At 57.5% G+C, this 18,924-nt stretch carries 13 protein-coding genes; 11 read left to right on the top strand and 2 right to left on the bottom strand.

Annotated features, from left to right (window positions below):
• Positions 1-405: 405 nt before the first annotated feature.
• Entirely contained in the window at positions 406-2,202 is a 1,797-nt protein-coding gene (locus D7M11_RS12585) for an MORN repeat-containing protein (RefSeq protein ID WP_120747556.1), read from the bottom strand.
• Positions 2,203-2,290: 88 nt separating this feature from the next.
• Positions 2,291-2,677, bottom strand: a complete 387-nt coding sequence (locus tag D7M11_RS12580) for a DUF4280 domain-containing protein (RefSeq protein WP_120747555.1) — start codon at positions 2,675-2,677, stop codon at positions 2,291-2,293.
• Positions 2,678-2,845: 168 nt separating this feature from the next.
• On the opposite strand from D7M11_RS12580, the gene D7M11_RS12575 reads away from it, so the two are divergent.
• From D7M11_RS12575 to D7M11_RS12525, 11 genes are all read left to right on the top strand, one after another.
• Complete coding sequence (locus D7M11_RS12575) at positions 2,846-6,109, top strand: stalk domain-containing protein (RefSeq protein ID WP_158606571.1); 3,264 nt, start codon at positions 2,846-2,848, stop codon at positions 6,107-6,109.
• A 35-nt stretch (positions 6,110-6,144) separates the two neighbouring features.
• Positions 6,145-8,901, top strand: coding sequence for an adenylate/guanylate cyclase domain-containing protein (locus D7M11_RS12570; RefSeq protein ID WP_120747553.1), 2,757 nt, complete (start codon positions 6,145-6,147; stop codon positions 8,899-8,901).
• Between the two features lie 48 nt (positions 8,902-8,949).
• The gene (locus tag D7M11_RS12565) at positions 8,950-9,504 is read left to right on the top strand and encodes a GNAT family N-acetyltransferase (RefSeq protein ID WP_158606570.1); all 555 of its coding nucleotides are present in this window, start codon (positions 8,950-8,952) and stop codon (positions 9,502-9,504) included.
• A gap of 54 nt (positions 9,505-9,558) precedes the next feature.
• On the top strand, positions 9,559-12,588 hold the full coding sequence (locus tag D7M11_RS12560) for a HEAT repeat domain-containing protein (RefSeq protein ID WP_158606569.1): 3,030 nt from the start codon (positions 9,559-9,561) through the stop codon (positions 12,586-12,588).
• A 35-nt stretch (positions 12,589-12,623) separates the two neighbouring features.
• A complete protein-coding gene (locus D7M11_RS12555) occupies positions 12,624-13,067 on the top strand; it encodes an ATP-binding protein (protein WP_120747550.1) in 444 nt (147 codons plus the stop codon).
• Positions 13,064-13,399, top strand: a complete 336-nt coding sequence (locus D7M11_RS12550) for an STAS domain-containing protein (protein WP_120747549.1) — start codon at positions 13,064-13,066, stop codon at positions 13,397-13,399. Before D7M11_RS12555 ends, D7M11_RS12550 begins: the two co-directional genes overlap by 4 nt.
• 37 nt (positions 13,400-13,436) lie before the next feature.
• Entirely contained in the window at positions 13,437-14,891 is a 1,455-nt protein-coding gene (locus D7M11_RS12545; RefSeq protein ID WP_120747548.1) for a PP2C family protein-serine/threonine phosphatase, read from the top strand.
• A 125-nt stretch (positions 14,892-15,016) separates the two neighbouring features.
• Positions 15,017-15,982 carry an eCIS core domain-containing protein gene (locus tag D7M11_RS12540; RefSeq protein ID WP_120747547.1) on the top strand — a complete coding sequence of 322 codons (966 nt, stop codon included), beginning with the start codon at positions 15,017-15,019 and terminating at the stop codon, positions 15,980-15,982.
• Positions 15,983-16,016: 34 nt separating this feature from the next.
• On the top strand, positions 16,017-17,984 hold the full coding sequence (locus D7M11_RS12535) for a hypothetical protein (protein WP_120747546.1): 1,968 nt from the start codon (positions 16,017-16,019) through the stop codon (positions 17,982-17,984).
• Between the two features lie 27 nt (positions 17,985-18,011).
• Positions 18,012-18,533 (top strand): YbjN domain-containing protein, encoded by a 522-nt coding sequence (locus tag D7M11_RS12530; RefSeq protein WP_120747545.1) that lies wholly within the window; start codon positions 18,012-18,014, stop codon positions 18,531-18,533.
• 110 nt (positions 18,534-18,643) lie between these two features.
• On the top strand, positions 18,644-18,898 hold the full coding sequence (locus D7M11_RS12525; RefSeq protein WP_338042488.1) for a DUF7667 family protein: 255 nt from the start codon (positions 18,644-18,646) through the stop codon (positions 18,896-18,898).
• Positions 18,899-18,924 lie beyond the last annotated feature (26 nt).

Below are 18,924 nucleotides of genomic sequence, written 5' to 3'. Positions count from 1 at the left end.
TTATGTTGGAGTTGTCCTTTTTGGCGGATTCCCGGAAAAAGTTAATGTAAAATAAAGTAATGAAATGAATTTTTCCTCAATTCAGCACGACCTGACATAGTGTGATAGAGTCTTTGCAACGCTAGTGCCTCTGAAGACTCTTATCTTAACTTTACTTGGAAGTACGTGGGCATAGCAGTCTTTTGGGACGCTTATTTCGTGCCGAAATCGCACATGGAGCCAAGTATGCCGGCTATAAGAGTCTCAATAGCACTTTATTTTTCTAAAATCACCATTTTCGAGAAAAATAAAAGTCTCAAAGGACTTCTATTTCTATACCACCTGCATATGGCGGTAATGCGGATCAAGCTGTTGCAGAAAAAAGAGGGATGCTCCCGGGCGGAGCATCCCTCTTAGTGCGTGCGTCTAATGCTTGACGCGTTCGACGCCGACAATCTCCAGTTCGTGCGCCATTTTTTCGCCGGCGACAAACGTCATGGAGTATAAATAGTCGTCCCGGTAATAGCGGCTGACCGTCATGCCTCCGGGCTCTCTGGACAACAGCTCCAGAACGGAAAAACCTTCCGCATTCGTCTTCTCCCCATCCTTGAACGCTGCGATGAGCGGCTGAAGCACGGCAAGCGGCTTGCTGCCCCAGACGTGCAGCTCGGATACGACCGCTTCCTTCGGATTCGACTTCGACGGTTCGACGATGAAGGAAATCTGGAGATCGGCATAGTTCATCTGAAACTTGACGCCGGGCACTGTGTTTGTTGCTGCTCCAGCCCCAGCCGCTGCGGCCGTCGCCGAAGGCACATTCGTTGCCGCCGCCGTTGTTCCTGCCGCAGCGGAGGACGATGAAGTCGCCACATTCGTCGTTGTTCCTGTCAAGTCGCCTTTGGTCGCATCGTCCTTCTTATTTGGCGCTGCAGGGACTGAACCCGTGTCCGCTTTCCCTTGCTCCGCAGGAGCTTCGCCGGAAGATGTTGCGGCATCCGGCAGCGGCTGATCGAGCAGCGCCGTTTCGGTCGGCTTGCCGAGCAGCTCTTCGACCCTTTTGCTGGGCAGGCCGATGAACTTTTGCAGGCTGATCCGGCCTTTTTCAAAAAACGATTTCACCACGACTGCGCCGTCCTTATCATACAGGATGCCGATTCCGTCGTAGACGCCGCCTGCGAATTCGCCTTTGTACGCCAGCTTGCCCGCCTCGTCATACGCTTCACCCGCACCGCTCAGCGTTCCGTTCTGAAACGTTCCCTTGAAGCGGAGCACGCCTTTATCGTCGAACAGCTCTCCCGCTCCGTTATACGTTCCGGCAGCGAACAGCCCTTTATATTTGACGAGCCCGCTCGGATAGAATTCCGTTCCTTCGCCCGCATACCGTCCGCTGAGGAACGCTCCTTCGTAGACGGGCTTCCCTGACTCGTCATACTTTTTGCCCGCGCCGTTATAGTCGCCTGCCGAAAATTCGCCTTCGTAGACGAGCTGGCCGCTGGCCGCGAACTGTTTGCCGGGGCCGTGATAAGCTCCTTCCAGAAACGCGCCGTCGTAGATCAGAGTGCTCTTCTCGTCGTACAGCTTGCCCGCGCCGCTGTATTTGCCGTTTTGGAACGCGCCGGTGTAGACGATTTTGCGGTCCTCGCGGAACAAGGTGCCTTCGCCGCTGTACAGATCGGCCGCGAAAGCCCCTTTGTACAACAGTTTGCCGTCGCCATAAAGCGAGCCGGAGCCGGATTTCAGCCCTTTATCGAAATCTCCTTCGTAGACAAGCGTTCCGTATTCGTTATAAAGCTTGCCTTTGCCGGAAAACTGGCCGTCCACCAGATCGCCAGTGTAGCGGGGCCGCTTGCCCTCGTCGACCAATTTGGCATTCCCGGTATAGGCTACGGCTTTCGGCGTATTTTCCACGAGGACCGGAACCCGGTGAAACCATTTGTTCACAAACGCCGGAGGCTGTATAAACAAAAAATAGACAAGTGCCATTACGGCTAGGGCGGCGATGAGCAGCAGCCGTTTCGACACATAATAGCTGCCGATGCCCACATAGTTCCGGAGGGAGGTCTCTTTGCGGTTTACGAAGCCGTTCACGACCGCCTGGAATTTCTTGATCACGATGCCGGGCAGCTTGCCTACTTCCCGAATCGGCTTCAATATTTTAAAGATCATCGGATTCAGAATCGGCTTGAAAACCGTTTCAAGCGTCTTCACAGGATTGAACGACAAGCTTGTCACGTCCCTCGCGGTAAAATAAATACGGAAAACGCCGGAAAGCCCCCTGCCCGATCGAAGTTGCGGGAGCCAAAGTGGGGGCTTAAGGGACTTGTATCGTAACTTGGCCGGGCTGAACGACCTGGATGACGCCGCCCCAGTTGCACATGCACTTGGATGTATTGTTCAGCGCCGGCATATTCGCGACCAGAACGGTCGGAGAGCCCGGGGCCCATGGAGCGGCCGTCATCGGGATGCAGGGCATGGGCGTGAGAGTGCCAAACTTGGCGGCCGTAGCGGCGGCCACGGTCGGATTGGCCATCGACTGACACATGCCGAACGGCATAATATTAACCATCGGCTTATTGTCCATAATGTTCGCAATCGGCATGGACGTCATCACCTGATTGACCGGTAAAACCATCAACGAGCTTGGAGCGACTCCAAAGCTGCATTGCAGCATCGCTCCGCCGCATACAATATTGCCCATTTCGACATTCTTCCAATCTTCATTATCATTTTTGAAGCAATAAATGGTATAATTAGTTTCATAGTACTAGAAAAACATCGATGCGGCAATATGTCCTGAGACAGTATCCGGGGCCAGCGCATCATTATGAACATAAGCAGCAAGGAGTTGCGAAGGGGGAGCCTTCCTTTGGATCGATCGGCAGGCCGATTAAAGCTCGGCTTTATTACGCTGCTTGTCTTTGCGGCGCCTTTGGCTGCCGCCGTGCCTGCTGCGGGGGCCGATTTGAAAACGTTGTCCTTGCAGGAGGCGGCGTCCCGGGCGCTGGCGAACAGTCCCGAGCTGAGAGATGCCCGCACAGGCATCAGACAGAAGCAGTCTGAGCTCGAGCAGGCGCGGTATGCCCGGAAAAGCGAGGAGGAGAAGGCGGCGGGACCGTTCGCCAAACCGCGCAATTTGAGTCAGCAGTTGCAAACCGGGATGAAGGTGCCGGAGGCGCAGATGCAATTGACCGTAGCGCTGGAGCAGGCGCGACAAACGTCGATTCAGGTCAAAAACGACGCGGAGCAGTCGTATTTGACAGCCTTTCAGGCGATGTTGGCGGAACAGGCTGCCCGGAACAAGCGGGACGAGGCGCTGCGGGAAGCGGATGCGACCGGGCAAAAGCTGAAGTACGGGCTGGCGAAGCAAGCGGACAAAGAAAAGGCGGCGCAAGCGCTGGAGCGGGCCTCCTCCGCCTACAAGCAGGCGCAGCTGGCCGCGAAGGGGGCCCGGCTGGCGCTCGGCGGCAAGATAGGAACATCGCTGGAGCAGCCGGTTGCCATGACTTTCGACCCGGTATATGCCGACTTGTCCGAGCGGGCGCTGCCGGGCTACATATCGGGAGCGCTTGCGGCGAATACCGCGCTCATCCGCGATGTCGAATCGCGAAGGCTTGCGGACGAGAAGCTGAATGCTACCCGCCAGCTGTATGCCTCGAAGTTCGGGGCCGGGCGGATGAAGGCGTTCGACCGGATGTACGATGCGGGCAATATCGACATGGATTTGTTCACGGCGAGCTACGAGTCGCTGCTGGAGCAGGTGCGCCAGGATTGGGAAGGGTATTACTGGATCATTTTCCCTATACCTAAGAAGCTGTTCCAGGGCGAATTCGACGGACTTCGCTATTTGGACGATCTGCGAAACGGACTTCCGCTCGCGACGATGGAGCAGGGCAAGGCGGCGCTGAAGGAAAAGGAAAGCCGCGAAGCTGTCATTGCCGCCGTCCGGCAAACGTACTTGGACGCGAAGACGGCGGAGGAGGCATACGCCCAGGCGCTGCGGGCCCGCGAGGCGGCATTCGGCGCGCTCGGCAAAGCCGAAAGCAAGCGGAAGCTCGGGTTGTCCCCGCCGGAGGAGCTGGAGCAGGCGGAGGAGGCGTACGAGTCCGCCGATTCGCAAGTATTGTCCGCCCAGATCGCTTACATGGGAGCGATCGGCAAGCTGAACGTGGATACGGGCGGGGCGCTGGAGCGCACCTACAAGCCGGGACTGCTGCCGTACAAAGGGATCGACGACGGCTTGAGTCCCGTTCAGCCGGCGCCGGTTCAGCCCGCATCGGGCAAATGGACGCTGCGGCCGGCCATCGGTGAGCTCCTGAGCGAGTTTACAGCCGTGCCGGACAAAAGGCTGAAGGCGACCGACTATGTGCTGATCGGAGAGGGCGGCCGCATCGTCGGCGGCAAAACGAAGGCGGGCAAACCGGTTCGCGCCTTGACAGTTGTCTTGGCCAAGCCGGAGCAGATGCGAATCGCCCTGTACCGCGGCGACGAACTGATCGGCGAAGCGCCGCTCGGGGGAGGCACATCGGGAAGCTTTACGATCGCTCCCGCACAGCCGGACAGTCCGGCCGCTTCGATCGGCGACTCAGCGCCGGGAGCAGCGGCAGGCACAAGCGGCGCGGAGGTGATCATCGGGACGACGAAGGTGAAGCTGGAGGCGCTGAGCGAAGCCGTGTACGATGCAGCGGCAGCCACCGTGAAGACTTCGGGACAAGGCATCGTCTACAGTCCGGATGGCAAGACCTGGTTCTCGCTCGACCGGATTACCGACGCCTCGGCGCTGAACGATCCGCAAGGCGCCGCCGCATTATCTTCCGAGCAGCTTCAGGCGCTCAAAATTACGATCGATGTGCAGGGGAAGGACGCGGTCCGTTCGCTTCTAAGCCCTACAGAGCTAGATGGCGAGATCGCCAGACTAACTGCCGAGCTGGAAAAGCTGGAAGCGGACAAAAAGGCGGCTGTGGACGCCGGGAAAGGCGATTTGCTTGCCGCCATTGCGATCCGGGCCGAGGAGGCGAAGGCGCAGAAAGCGATGCTGGAAGCGCTCAAGGCTGGCGATTCAAAAGCGGCGATGAAGCAAATGGCGCTAGTCGGTAGTCCCGAGGCGCTTCTCGCGGGGCTCGCCGAGGCGCAAAACGGCGGAAGCTCGGGCAGCGGCGCAGGGGAAACGCCCGGCACGGGCCAAGGTTCGGGAGCGGGAACTGGTGCAGCGGAGCCCGGCAGCGCGGAGACGCTTGGAGAAGACGAGTTGGAAGCGCTGGCGGGTAGCCGGCAGGAGGAACTGCTCAGAGCCGTCCTGTCAGGCGACGCGGCGACCGCGATCAAGGCGCTGGATGCTTTGCTGGACGCAAAAGGCAAGGCGGCGGAAGCTTCCGGCGGCTTCGCGGACGGCCTGGCGGTACTCGCCGAGGCGGCGCGCACGCTGAATGCCGACCGCGCGAAGGCGGAGCAGGCGGGCGACAAGGCGAAGGCCGAAGCGCTCGCGGCGACGTTGTCCGCCGTGCAAACCTCGCAGGCGCAGCTCGAGAAGGAGCGATTGTTTGCGGGGTTGGAAGCGGTCCGGGAGGTTGCCGCACAGCTTGCGGCACAGCCTCCGCCGGAGCCGGGCACAGCTGCGGCGGTGCTGCGGGAGCAGCTAGCTGCGCGGCTGGACGAACAGGAAGCGGCCTCGCTCGTCCGGTTGATCGCGAAGCAGAAAGACATGTACGGGGAGCAGCAAACGGCGGAGCTGGAGCGGCTTGCCGAGCAGATAACGGCCGAGACGAAAGGCGAAGCGGCACCGCTTCCGCCGGAGCATCTGCTGTCGCCGTCCGCTCCGCTGAAGACGGACATCCCGCCGTACATTCGCGCCGGAAACACCTTTATTCCACTGCGCGCGGTGTCGGAATCGTTCGGCGCCGCGGTCGATTGGGCGGAGGATACGAGAACGGCGACGGTCAGCACGAGCTACGGGACGATCCAGTGTACGATAGGAAGCGGGATCGCTTACGTAAACGGCGAACTGGTGCAGCTCGAAGCCGCGCCCGAGCTTACGGCCGGCCGAACGTTCGTGCCGCTCCGCTTTTTGGCTGAATCGCTCGGGATCGAAGTCGTCTGGAACGGCGAAACAAGCACGATCGAGCTGTACCGGTAAGCTTACCAAGTTAATAGACGAGGAGACACCGTCCCATGAAGAAGCCTGTTGCGGTTCTGCTGCTTGTGCTGCTGCTGGCGGCCGTAGCCGGAACGTACGCGTTCCAAGAAAGGCGCCTGCTGAAGCAAAACCCGTTGAACCGCGAGCTTCCGTTCGTCAGCCTGTCGAAGGCGATCGCCGATCCAAGCGATAATTTGTACGTCATTGACAACTCCAAAAAAACGATACATAAGCTGGAGAAAGACGGAACTTTATTGTTCTCGATCCATAGCGAAGTCGGCAAAAACGGTGAGCAATTCCGGTTTAACGACATGATCGTCGACGAGCAAAACCGGCTGTATACGGTGCGGACGCTGCTTGACCCGTACGGGCTGACCGTCAAGTCGGAGCAGATCGTCCGGTTCGGAGCCGACGGCTCGTTCGACCGCGTCATTTTCAACCAGGATTACGACGACAAGATGAAAAGGTACCGGATCGGCAGCTTGAAAAGCCCGCAGCTGGAGCAAGGCGACCTGATCTTCTATAACGACGAAGTGACGAAGGTAACCGAGTACCGGCTTCGGGCCGGGGAAGACGAAGCGAAGCCGATGTTCGTGTTCGACATGCCGGCGAACAAGTATTTGGCCGATATCGACGGCGTGAAGCCCGGCAGCATTTATTATTCGACTCGGAGCGGGGAATTGTACAGCGTGAAGCTGGACGGCAAGTCGGAGATGATCTACCCGCTGCCCGGGCTGGACCGGACACGCCGCAATTTTCCCGAGAGCATCCGGCTGGACGGCAAAGGTCGAATCGTGTATATCGATTATTTCTCCAAGGCGATCAGCCGGTTCGACCCTCTTCAGCCATACATTGTCGAGGAGCTCGTCAATGAAGCGATAGAAGAGGAGAGCGGCATCCGGATTCCGTACAAAAAGCCGGAAATCAGCCTGAGCCAGGACGGCGACATTATCATCGTCGACGATCAGCAGCTCGACCGGCGTTACGCCAACGGGACGTTCGCCCCTTCGCTCAATAACGCTCTGTATTCGGATCGTTATGTCGCGTACCGGTGGCTCGTATGGGCGACCGCAGCCGTTTGCGCGCTGCTATTGCTGGCAGCGGTCAAGCTGTTCCTCATCGATGTGCTGAAGCGTCGCACGTCGCTTTTGTTCAAGCAGATCGTCGTTTTCGTTCCGGCGGTCGTCGCCGCGATGGTGGTGCTCTCGATGTTCATCTACAACAACTTTGTCGAGAAGATGGAACAGGAAACGTATCGCGAGCTTTCACTGCTTGCGGCGAACGGACAAAATCTGGTTGACGGCGACAAGCTGGAGGCGCTTAATTCTCCGATTGAGTACCGGGGAGAGACGTACAATGAATTCCGCAAAAAAATAGACGCTGTCTTCGACAACAGCTCGAGCTCCGAAAACCGCGGGTTTTACAAAGCGGTGTATAAAGTCGAAAACGGGCTGATTTACCGCATTGTGGAAGACGACGACGAGATGCACATGTTCAACCCGTTCCCGATGACGGACGAGAACAGGCAGGTGGTCGAGCAGGGCAAAGTGGCTAACGGCGGCTGGACGGACGATACGGGCAGCTGGAGCTATGGGATCGCCCCGATCACGAACTCCGCGGGAAAAATTGTGGGCGTGTTCGAAACGAGCAAAAATATGGAATCGCTGCTCATCCATCGCAGAAGCGTCATGCAGTCGATCGTGCGCAATATCGTCATCGTCACCGCCTGTCTGCTGCTTGTGCTGCTGCTGATGACGTTCATTCAGCTGTCATCGCTGCGCAAGCTGCGCAAAAGCGTCGGCGATATCGCCAGGGGGAACTGGGAGACGGAAGTCAAAATCCGAACGAGAGACGAAATCGCCGACCTCGGCGAAAGCGTCAATACGATGGCGGCGCGAATCCGCGAATACATCATGAAGGTTGAGGCGTTCAGCGAAGCCTACTACCGTTTCGTTCCGCAGCAGTTTTTGCGCTTCCTGAACAAGCATTCGATTCTCGATGTGCGGCTCGGCGATCAGGTCGAGCAAAACATGAGCACGATGATTTGCAACATCCGCAGCTTTTATACGATGTCGAAGCTGCTGACGCCTGAACAAAATTTCAATTTCGTCAACTCGTTTCTGAACCGGTTCGGCCCGTATGTGCGCAATCATCAGGGGATGATCAACAAATATTTGGGAGCCGGCTTTATGGCGCTGTTCCCCGGCTCCGCGGACGAGGCGCTCCGCGCTTCCGTGGAAATGCGGCGGGAGTTGGATCTGTACAACACCCATCGGAACCATTCCGGGTACCGTCCGGTCGATATCGGCATCGGCCTGCACAAAGGGCCGCTGAGGCTCGGTATTATCGGCGAGGAGCAGCGTCTCGAAAGTAACGTCATCTCGGATAACGTTAACATCTCGATCATCCTCGAGAAGCTGACCGAACCGCTAGGCGCTTCGATTCTAATTACGGATAACGTCGTGCAATCGCTAAGCGATGCGTCCCGATTTGGGTACCGCAATCTGGGCATGATCCAGGTCGGCGGCATCAAGGAGCCGCTCCATTTGTACGACGTGTACGAAGGAGACCCGGATACGATCCGGACGCTCAAGGAACGGACGAAGGCGCGTTTCGAGGAAGCAGTCACTTACTACCAGGTCGGACGTTTTCACGATGCGCGGGAAGCTTTTCTGATGGTGATTAAGATGAACCGGCAGGACAAGGCCGCTCAGTTGTATTTCTATTTGTGCGACGAGTATTACCAGAACGGCACGACCGAAGACTGGAACGGCACTTTGTCGGTTTCCTGAGGCCGCCGCAGCCGGTAAACGGGCATGCTCGAACAGGGGAGGACAAGTATGAGTATCGGCTATGCGGAACAATCGAAAAACGATATACGGGTTGTTCAGATGAAATCGGAGGAGGAGGCGCGGAGAATCAGCGCCTTTTTCCTGTCCGAATGGTCGTTCGACGATGCGCGGCATACGCCCGGGGAGCTGGACCATTTTCGCCATGCTCCGCTCGCCAGCCTGCAGCAGAGGCATCATATGTATTGGTATGTGGAGAACGGAGCCGGAGACATTGTCGGCGTAACGAGCTGCAAGGAGAACGAGCATCAGACGGACGGTTATTTGTGGGACTATCTGGTCGTGCATCGCGAGTACCGCCGGTATGGAGTAGCCCGGCAGCTGTACAGCGCGCTGGAGCAATACGTTATTTCGATCGGAGGCCGGTATTTGCTTACCTATACTTGCGATTTGCCGGAGTACGTGCCGATCCAGAATATGTTCGTCCGCAACGGCTTCAGGCAGATCGGGCGGTATCCGGACTTTTACTACGACGGGGAAGACCGGCTGGCCTATTACAAAAAACTGCCGGGTGCCGGCGAAAGCGCCGCAAAGCCCGGACCATAACCGGAAAAAGGCGTAAACCAAACGGATAGGACTTGATTGAAGATGCAGTCTGCAATGACTCGGTGGTTTGGTCTTAGCGGCGAAGACACCCGCAAGCTGTGGATCATGCTGCCGATATTTTTGTGCGGGGGCATTGCCGAATCGCTCAATTATACGGCGTTCATGTCGCTGTTTAACGTCAGGTTCGGCGTGCAGTATTTGCCTTATGTGTATATAGCGGAAGCGGCTATCCTGCCGATCGAAGGCTGGCTGCTCTCCAAGCTCGCCGGGAGTGCGGCGAAAGACAAGTTTATGCGGCAGCTGTATCTCATTATGCTGGGCATTCTGGTTCTGAACGCGGCTGTGCTGCTCGTATTTCTGTTCGGCGGAATCGGCTCGGCCGTTTATTATCCGTTCTTGTTCATTTCGTCCAACTTCGTCGTCCGTCAGCTGACGCTGCTGCTGTGGAGCACAGCGTTTGACCTGTGCCCAACGCAGCAGGCGAAACGGCTGATGCCGCTTTTCATCGCCTCGACTACGACCGGCGGCATTGCGGCGGGGATCATCGCTTATGTTGTAGGCGCGTGGCTCGGGACGGAGGCGGTGTATGCGCTGGCTCCGATCGTGCTTGGCATCGGTTACCGCTATTTCCGCAAATCGCTGGCCCGGTATTTGACTCCGCTGATGATCAAGGAGGCGTCGCGCAAGCATGACTCGCCTGCCACTGCGAGCGTGAGGAGACCCGGATTGTATTATTTGCGCCAAACGCTGCGCAGCCCGTTCATGCTGACGGCCATTACGCTTATGACGCTGATGCCTGCGCTTTATTTCATGATGGAATACCAGTATTTCAATGCGGCGGAAGCGAAATTTACGTCGCAGGGCGAGCTGACGTCTTATTACGGGCTCATTACGGCGCTTCAGTTTACGTTTTGTTTGCTGCTGCAAACGGTATCCGGCAAGCTGATGAATAAGCTCGGCGCGAGCAATATGCTGCTTGCGATATCGGTAACGTTTCTCGTAGGCTTCGGCGTGGTTTCAATGTTTATGGGGAGCCCTGTTGGTCTCGGCGTCACATCGGGCTCCTATGCGGTGCTGTATGTGCTGCTGTATTATATTGCGGAGCCGTGCTACCAGCTGTTTTTCAAAATGCTGCCGATATCCGAGAGGGACGGCTTCCGTTATTTTGCGCAGGGCTTAGCCGCATCAGGCGGTATCCTGCTCGGATCGGCCCTGTCGCTGACCCACTCGGCCAAATGGGTCGGGTTGGCACCGCTGGCTTGGGTCGGCATCGCGCTCGCCGCGGTTTTGATCGCCGTTGCCTGGTATGGCCGCCATCTGTACGTCAAGGAGCTTGTAGGCAGCGTGCAATCGCTGTTCGCCGACTTGTCGGACAGCGCCGTATCGTTTCTCGGGGCGATGCGCAATTCCAAGGCGCTGTCGGCGGTGCTGCAGTATTTGAAGCATCCGAACGATTATGTGCGGGAACTGGCGCTTGAGCTGATCGGCAAGGTGAAGGATACTTCTTACTTCCCGCATCTGGTCGGTTTGATCGGCGACCGGAGCGCCCGTATTCGCGTGGCCTCGCTGCGCGCCATGAATCTGCAGGCGGCGACCGTGCAGGAGCTCGTTCAGGTGGCGGCGTTTCTGGAAGACGAGCACGAAGAGGTGCGCGCGGAGTGCGTCAAGCAAATGGCTAAGGCGAAACATATGAAGAGCCAGGTGCATTACTTTTTGCGTGCCAAGCTGCTCGATCCGAGACCGCGGGTCGTTTACGAAGGCATTAAAGCGCTGTACGCGCTGGAAAGCGAGGAAAGCTACTCCGCCTGTGAAGAAACGCTGATCACGATGCTGGACAAAGGCGGAGAGTGGGCGATTTACGGCTGTCACACGGTTGCCGATCTGCATCTTGCCAGCTACGCGCCGTGGCTGATGACGCTGCTGGAAGATCCGAAGCCGGCGGTTAAGGCCGCCGCCATTCACGCGCTCGGCAAGCTGCAGGCGGAGGAAGCCGCACCGATTATTCTCGCGATGGTACCGTCCGTCGACAAGGAGCTTGCCCGAGCGATCCACAACGCTCTGATCGATATCGGCGACAAGGCGCTGGCGATACTAAAGGAGCACGCGGGCGCTATGAACGGCAATCCGTTCATCTGGAATATGGCGGTATCCGTGCTGGCCCGCTTGATGGATGAGACTGCGATTCGCGCGGAGCTGGTCGAATTATGCGTCCAGCGCATTAACGTATCGAGCCGGGAAGGCGCGCTGCCGGAAGCGCTTCGGCGGCTGAACAAGCCGGAGCTCGCGGAGCTGGCGGCCCACCGCTTTATCGAGATTCAGCAGTCGCTGGTAGGCGGCGTGTGGGAAGTGCTGGCCCAGCTGTCGGACGAACGGGTCGTCCACTCGCTGAAGGAAACCGTTCAGGACGAGAACGAGGAAGTGCGCGAGAACGGTATGGAGGTGCTGGTCGAAGGGATCGGCGACCGGAAGCTGTCCGCCGCGCTGCTGGCTCTGCTGAGGCGGACCGAATCGGATCACGGCTCCGGCCATCCGAAGGCGATCGTCCAGGATGCGATGACGTGGCCCGACGAATGGCTGAACCGAATTGCCGGCTACGCGCTGGAGGAGGGATCAGGCATGAAGGAAGAACGGCAAATGCTGTCGATGCTGGACAAAGTTATCTTTTTGAAGCAAGTTTCGCTGTTCTCGAACTTGTCCGTAGACGAACTGGGCCACTTGGCCGGCATCTCGCAGGAGGAGCTGCATCAGGAAGGCGCCGTCCTCCTGCGACGCGGACAGACGTCGCCGTACTTGTATTTGCTGATCGAAGGCCATATAGAGCTGAGCAATGAAACGGAGGACGGCGGAGGGGCGGCGATCGGAGTGCTCGGCGCGAAAATGTCGTTCGGGGATAACACGGCTCTCGACGGGGCGCCTTCCTCGGTTACGGCGCAGGTCATCTTCGACGACGCGAAGGTGCTGGCGCTGCATGGCGAACAGCTCTCCCGGCTCATTCGGCTGTATCCGGAAATCGGCATCGGGCTGCTGCACGCCACAAGCGCGCGTGTCCGGTTGCTGGAAAATATGCTGATGAAGATGGCGTGAATGTTTGCGGCTTAACCGGCGAGAGGAGGGCGGCTATGACGACCAAACGTTTGACGCTGTGCGGCGACATGGGGCAGCTTGAGAAGCTGCGATTGTTTGTGGACAGCGCCTCGGATGTTTACGAGCTTAACGAAAGAGCGCGTTACCGTCTCCAGCTTGTTTGCGAGGAACTCGTCACGAACATCATTTCGTACGGGTATGACGGGGCAACGCGGCAGCATGCCGAGATCGAGGTTTGTTTATCGCAAGGGCCGGGCTGCACAGAGGTTTGTTTAACCGACAACGGAGTCCCTTTTAATCCGCTGACTCTTCCGGAGCCGGACCTAAAGGCAGGTATCGAGGAACGCCGTATCGGCGGGCTCGGCATCCATTTTGCCCGCACGTTAGCGGAGACGATCGCATACGAGCGGCGGGAAGAGCGGAACCGATTGGAGATGACGCTGCGAACGCAGCAGCAGAAGGAGGATGTAGCGGAATGAATATCGAACAACGCGCTAAGGACGGAGCGACGGTGCTTGCTTTGAGCGGCCGCTTGGACGGCAATACGTCGGGGGCGCTGGAGTCGCAATTTTTACAGCTGGTCGAGCAAGGGGCCGCGAGGTTCGTGTTCGATCTGTCGCAGCTCGAATATGTAAGCAGCGCCGGCTTGCGCAGCTTTCTGCTTGCGGCCAAAAAAATCAAAACGATCCAAGGCAAGCTCGCGCTCGCTCATTTGAACCAGAACGTCAAGGAAGTTTTCGATATGTCCGGGTTCAGCGCTATTTTCACGATTTGCGCGACGGAGCGGGACGCCTTGGAAGCGGTAGGCTGATCCCGCATACGATGCAAGGCCACGGAAGGATGAACGTATGAATGCGCTCCTGTATGCGCTGCTGACGCTGACGATAGCCGGATGGGCTTGGAGCGAATGGAGGCGCCGCCGGCTTGGCGCGGAACTTCGCCGGACGATGCAGCTGTTCGAAGTAAGTCTGGATATGAACTCGACGATTCACAAAAAAGATTTGCTGCAGCGGATTATGGACACGAGCGCCCGGATCATGCAGGCGGAAGCCTCGTCCATCATTCTCGTCGATCCGGACAAGTGCGAATTGTATTTCGAACTGGCGACCGGAAGCAAAGGCGAGGAAGTGCGCGAGGTGCGTTTGAAAATGGGCGAAGGGGTGGCCGGATGGGTGGCCGCGAACGGAAGGCCGGTCAAAATCGACGATGCCGCCGGAGATCCCCGCTGGTCGTCGAAGGTGGCGAATCGGGTCAACTATGCGACGCGGAATATGCTTTGCGTCCCGGTGTACAGCAAGGGCGCGGTTATCGGCGTTTTGCAAGTCATCAACAAGAAGGGCGGCAAGCCCTTTACGGACCGTGACTTGCGGCTGCTCGAATCGATCGCTTCCCCGACTGCCGTCTCGCTCGACAACGCGATGCTGTACGATGCGCTGCAGCAATCGATAGAGGCGCTGAAAACGACGAGGGCCGCGAAAGAGCGAATGGAGAGCGAGCTGATGCTCGCTCAACGTATCCAGAGCGGCTTCGTGCCGAAGGAGCTTCTGCCGGTCAAATCGGCTGCGTTTCTGTGGCAGGAATCGGAAGCGGCTGGCGTGGACGCCGGGTCCGTAGCGAGAGCCGGTGAAGACGGTAGCCGCGAAGCCCCGTACCCCGCAGAGGTGAACGCGACGCTGCGTCCCGCGAGGGAAGTGGGCGGCGATTTTTACGATTATTTTTTGCTTGGAGAAAACGAACTGTTTTTTGCGCTTGGTGACGTCTCCGACAAAGGCATTCCGGCTGCGCTTTACATGGCCATGATCGTTACGCTCATCAAAGGGCGCATGTCGAGTGGAGTTAGTCCCGGAGAGCTGCTGACCGCCGTAAACCGGGAGCTGTACAAGGACGATTCTACGATGTTTGCGACGATTTTCTGCGGCGTGCTCGATATGCGGACCGGCAAGCTGATATTCAGCGACGGAGGCCATTGTACGCCCTATGTGCTGCGGGAAGGCGGCGGGATTGACCCGCTTGCAGCCCAAAAATGTTTGCCGCTCGGCGTGATGGACGATACGTTATATGCGAATAACGCGGAGGTGCTGCTGCCGGGCGACCGGCTGGTGTTGTATTCGGACGGCATAACCGAGGCCGAGGATGCGGAGAAACGTCAGTACGGCACGTCGCGGCTGCTCGCTGCGCTTGAGGGAATGCGGGACTATGCGAGCAAACAGATGGTAGGGCTGTTATTGGATGAGGTGGACCGTTTTGCGAACGGGGCGATGCAGTCCGACGATATAGCTGTTCTCCTGATCGAGAAGAAGTAGATGCATAAGCAGTTGCTAAGTAGTTACGAACAAGGCACGACGCGCTCAGGCAAAATGTGGTATATTGTTCGTGATACAGTACGCGGAATTTACACGATACGTTGCGGCGAAGGAGGTCGTAAGCGATGACGAAGCGCCATACCAGCATCCAGAAACGACCGGAGGGGGAGTTATCCCGTAAATCGAAAGGCATTCAGCGGTCTCAGGCCGCAAGCGATCATCCGGTCATGCAGTTGCAGCGTTCGTTAGGAAACAAAGCCGTTGGCAGCGTGATTGGCACAGGAGGATTGACGGCTTCGGCACCGGGTGCCGTACAAACGAAGCTGACGGTCGGCCCCGCCGGAGACTCGTACGAGCAGGAGGCCGATCAAGTCGGACGGAAGGTGGCCGATTTCATCTCCGGGCCCTCAGCAGGCGCTCAGCAAGTGCAGCGGGACGAGGACGAATCGGCGATAGAAGAAGCGGAAGAGCTGCAGATGAAACGCTCGCCGGAAGGCATCCAGCGGGATGAGGACGAGTCGGCGGTAGAAGAAGCGGAAGAGCTGCAAATGAAGCGTTCGCCGGAAGGCATCCAGCGGGACGAGGACGAGTCGGCGATAGAAGAGGCGGAAGAACTGCAGATGAAGCGTTCGCCGGAAGGCATCCAGCGAGACGAGGACGAGTCGGCGATAGAGGAAACGGAAGAGCTGCAAATGAAGCGTTCGCCGGAAGGCATCCAGCGGAATGAGGACGAATCGGCGGTAGAAGAAGCGGAAGAGCTGCAGATGAAGCGTTCCGGGGACGGCTTTGATGCCGATGCGTCGCTGGAACGGGATATCGAGCAAAAGCGGGGCGGCGGCTCGCCGATGGATGCCCATATTCAGGCCAAGATGGAATCGGCGTTCGGGACGAAGTTTAATCAGGTGGGTATTCATACCGACGGCAAAGCGGATCGGATGGCCCGTTCGATCGGGGCATCGGCGTTTACGACCGGCAGCGATATTTTTTTCCGGCAAGGACAATACAATCCGGGAAGCAGACAAGGACAGGAACTGCTCGGGCATGAATTGACTCACGTCGTTCAGCAGCGGGGCGGTAGCACTCCGACTTGACAAAAGCTTCTGCACACAGATAGGAGTGTAACCGATGCCTTCTCAAACGGGGTATCAACAATCCCTTAACCGGCAGCACGCAAGTCCCGCTCCGGCTCGCGCCAAAAGCGGCAAACCGGCCGCTGCGAACGGGGCAGCTGCTCTGCAGTCCGGCCCTCTGTCCGCGAATCTGCTGCTGCAATTGCAGCGGACGCACGGCAACCAAGCGACGGGAGCTTATATCCGTTCGATGAACGCTGGCGTCATTCAGCGCGGATTGTTTGATAGGGTAAAGGGCGTTTTTTCACGCAGCTCGTCCAACTCCAACGGCGGACAAGCCCAGCAAACCGGCGATGAAGACAAGCTCGGCGAAGGGCTCGAGACGGCGGGCGAAGTAACCGATACGTTCAGTCAGCCTTTCGGAGACACGTCGGACGATTTGGCGGAAGTCGCCTACGACGAGGACGATAATGTCAAGGACGCCGGTATGGCGAAAACTTCGGGCGGAATAGGTACGGTTGGAGGAACAGCGGATATGCTCGGCGGCGTTTTCAAGCTGATGAGCTCGATTCGCGAGACGGTGAAAATAGTCCAGAACAAGGACGGCAAATCGACGGCCAACCAGGCTTTTCACGGTGCCGAACAAGTTTCCGGAGTGCTGGAGGGCGGCGGTAAAGCGGTAAGCGGCTCTACCAAGCTCGTGGACAGCGCGGCCAAAGCGAACGGACAACTGCAAGGTGTCGGTTCCTCCTCCTCCGTGAGCGAGTATGCCGGTACGGTCGGGGAAGGTTTGACCGCGCTGAAGGAAGCGGTAGGAGCCGTCGTTAATATTTACAAAATGTACAACAAACATAAGGAAGAAGGCGGCTTGTCCAAAACCGACGTGGCCAAAGGATCGCTCGAAACGATCAAAGGCGCGCTCGAGGCCGCTTCTTCGTCCCTGAAGGTGGCGAAATCGGTTCTGGAGCTGATGGAGTCGGGAACCGGCGCGCTAACGTCCGCCATTCCGGGCGTCTCGATCGCGGTAAGCGGCATGAAGATCGCCTTCCAGGTCGCCGCAATTATCAAGGCCAATATCGGCAGAGAATCGATGCAGCTAGTCAAACGCAGCTTCAAAGAAAAACATGCGGATGCGGATTTTATTATTCCGAAAAGCTGGTTCGGCGGCAACGCCGGCGTTGACAAACAGAAGCTAGAGGACTTTAAGCGCGACCTGCCGAATAAGATTGCGGCATCGGAAACTCGCAAAGACGCGCTGGAGACGAAGCAAACTGAGTTGGATGCCAAGCAGACGGATGTCGACAATGAGCTGACCGCCAAGCAGGATGAGAAGAAGTCGGTTCTGGCGCTTACGAATAAGACGCAAGCAGAGAAGAGAGCGCTTCTCGCGCCGATCAACAGAGAAATCCAGAAGCTTACGACCAAGAAAACGAGTCTCGCAACGGACATCGCGAACAATAAAGAGAGTCTCGATAAGGAAATCAGGGAGTACACGAGATTAAGCGAATTCGAGCAGGCCTCTACCGAATACAAGCTTGCAAAGGAATTGAAATATATTAACAAAAAGCGGATCACGCGGGGCAGCTTGATCGGATTAACGGAAATGATCAAGATCGGCGGCGATATCGCCACCTTGACCGGCGTCGGCGCGCAGGTTGGCACCCCGCTGAAAATTGTCGCTACCGGTTTCGGCGCGGCGATGCCTGCGGTTCGCACGCTGAAGCAGGCCGGACGGGATCGCGCATCCAAGACGGGAGCTTCGAGCTTGACGAAATGGATGTTCGACGAGAACAAATCGAGCGACAAGAAGAAACTAAGACGCGAGGCCGACACCGACCTGATTATTGCGATGTTCTCGAGCTTGCCTGTCTTTGATCCAAGTAACAACGGTGTCGTAGGGCAATACGAGCATGTGAAAAAATTCGTGGAAGCGACGGGAATGAACTGGTCGCATCTGGAGAAAGTACAAAGTGACCCGGATAAATTGAAAGAAGCGATGATCGCGGCTATGGCCGAACGATGATCGCTCCGTACGAAAGGAGCGAAAGCGATGCTGAACGAACTTGCCCATGCCAGACATTTGGCCCAGCTCGGCTTTCTGCAGACGATAGTCGAAGAAGCCGGATTGCCGGCGACCATGCTGGAGAAATCCGAACTGCTGCCGATTCATATTTTGATGGCCGGTTTTAGCCAGGACGGAAAAGGCCGCGACCGGTTTCTCCATTTCTCTTTCTTGCCTCTTGACGACGATGAACTAGCGGCCGTGCAGCTGCTGCAGCTGTATGTTACGTTTCCGTTCGAGCTCCCGCAGGAACGCAGAGCGGAGATGGCGCAGTTGCTGCTGGATTTCAACACACGGTTACCGCTAGGACATTTCGGCGTTAATGAGCAGAATGAAATCCACTACCGGTACATCTACTCGCTGCCCGCTTCGGCCACGTTTGATAAAGACGAGACGTTGTCTGTCATCGAGCTGTTCGTGCAAATGTGCGACCTGTTCGGCGACGCGATCGAGGCGGTGGCGGACGGTTCGCTTTCGTGGTCCGAAGCGATCAGTCCGGTTGCAAACTAAAGTCCGATACCCGCCCATCTGGCGGGTATTATTCTGCCAGCAATGAAACGCCCCCAAATTGGTTACACTGCGAGTAGATGGAAACCGTTTCTACTTGAGGGGGACGCTAGATGACTATGACGATACATCCGGCGCACAGGCGTATGGCGACGCTGTGGACGTTGTCGCGCAATCGCCGTTTGACGCCCGAGGAACAGACCGAGCTCGAACAGTGCATGCAAGTAAACGCCAAACTGTGCTGGGAGATGGCTTGCCTCGAGAACGCTTCGCTTCTGGCGTCGATGACGCGGGATACGGAATGGCAGCATGAAATATGCGGCCAGATCGACAGTTTCCCTTGGCAGGCGAAAAAACCGGACCCGTAACAAAACGGAATCCGGTTTTATGGCGA

Source organism: Paenibacillus ginsengarvi, assembly GCF_003626695.1.
Classification (GTDB): domain Bacteria; phylum Bacillota; class Bacilli; order Paenibacillales; family NBRC-103111; genus Paenibacillus_AB; species Paenibacillus_AB ginsengarvi.
This window is presented reverse-complemented; position numbering and strand designations above follow the sequence as displayed.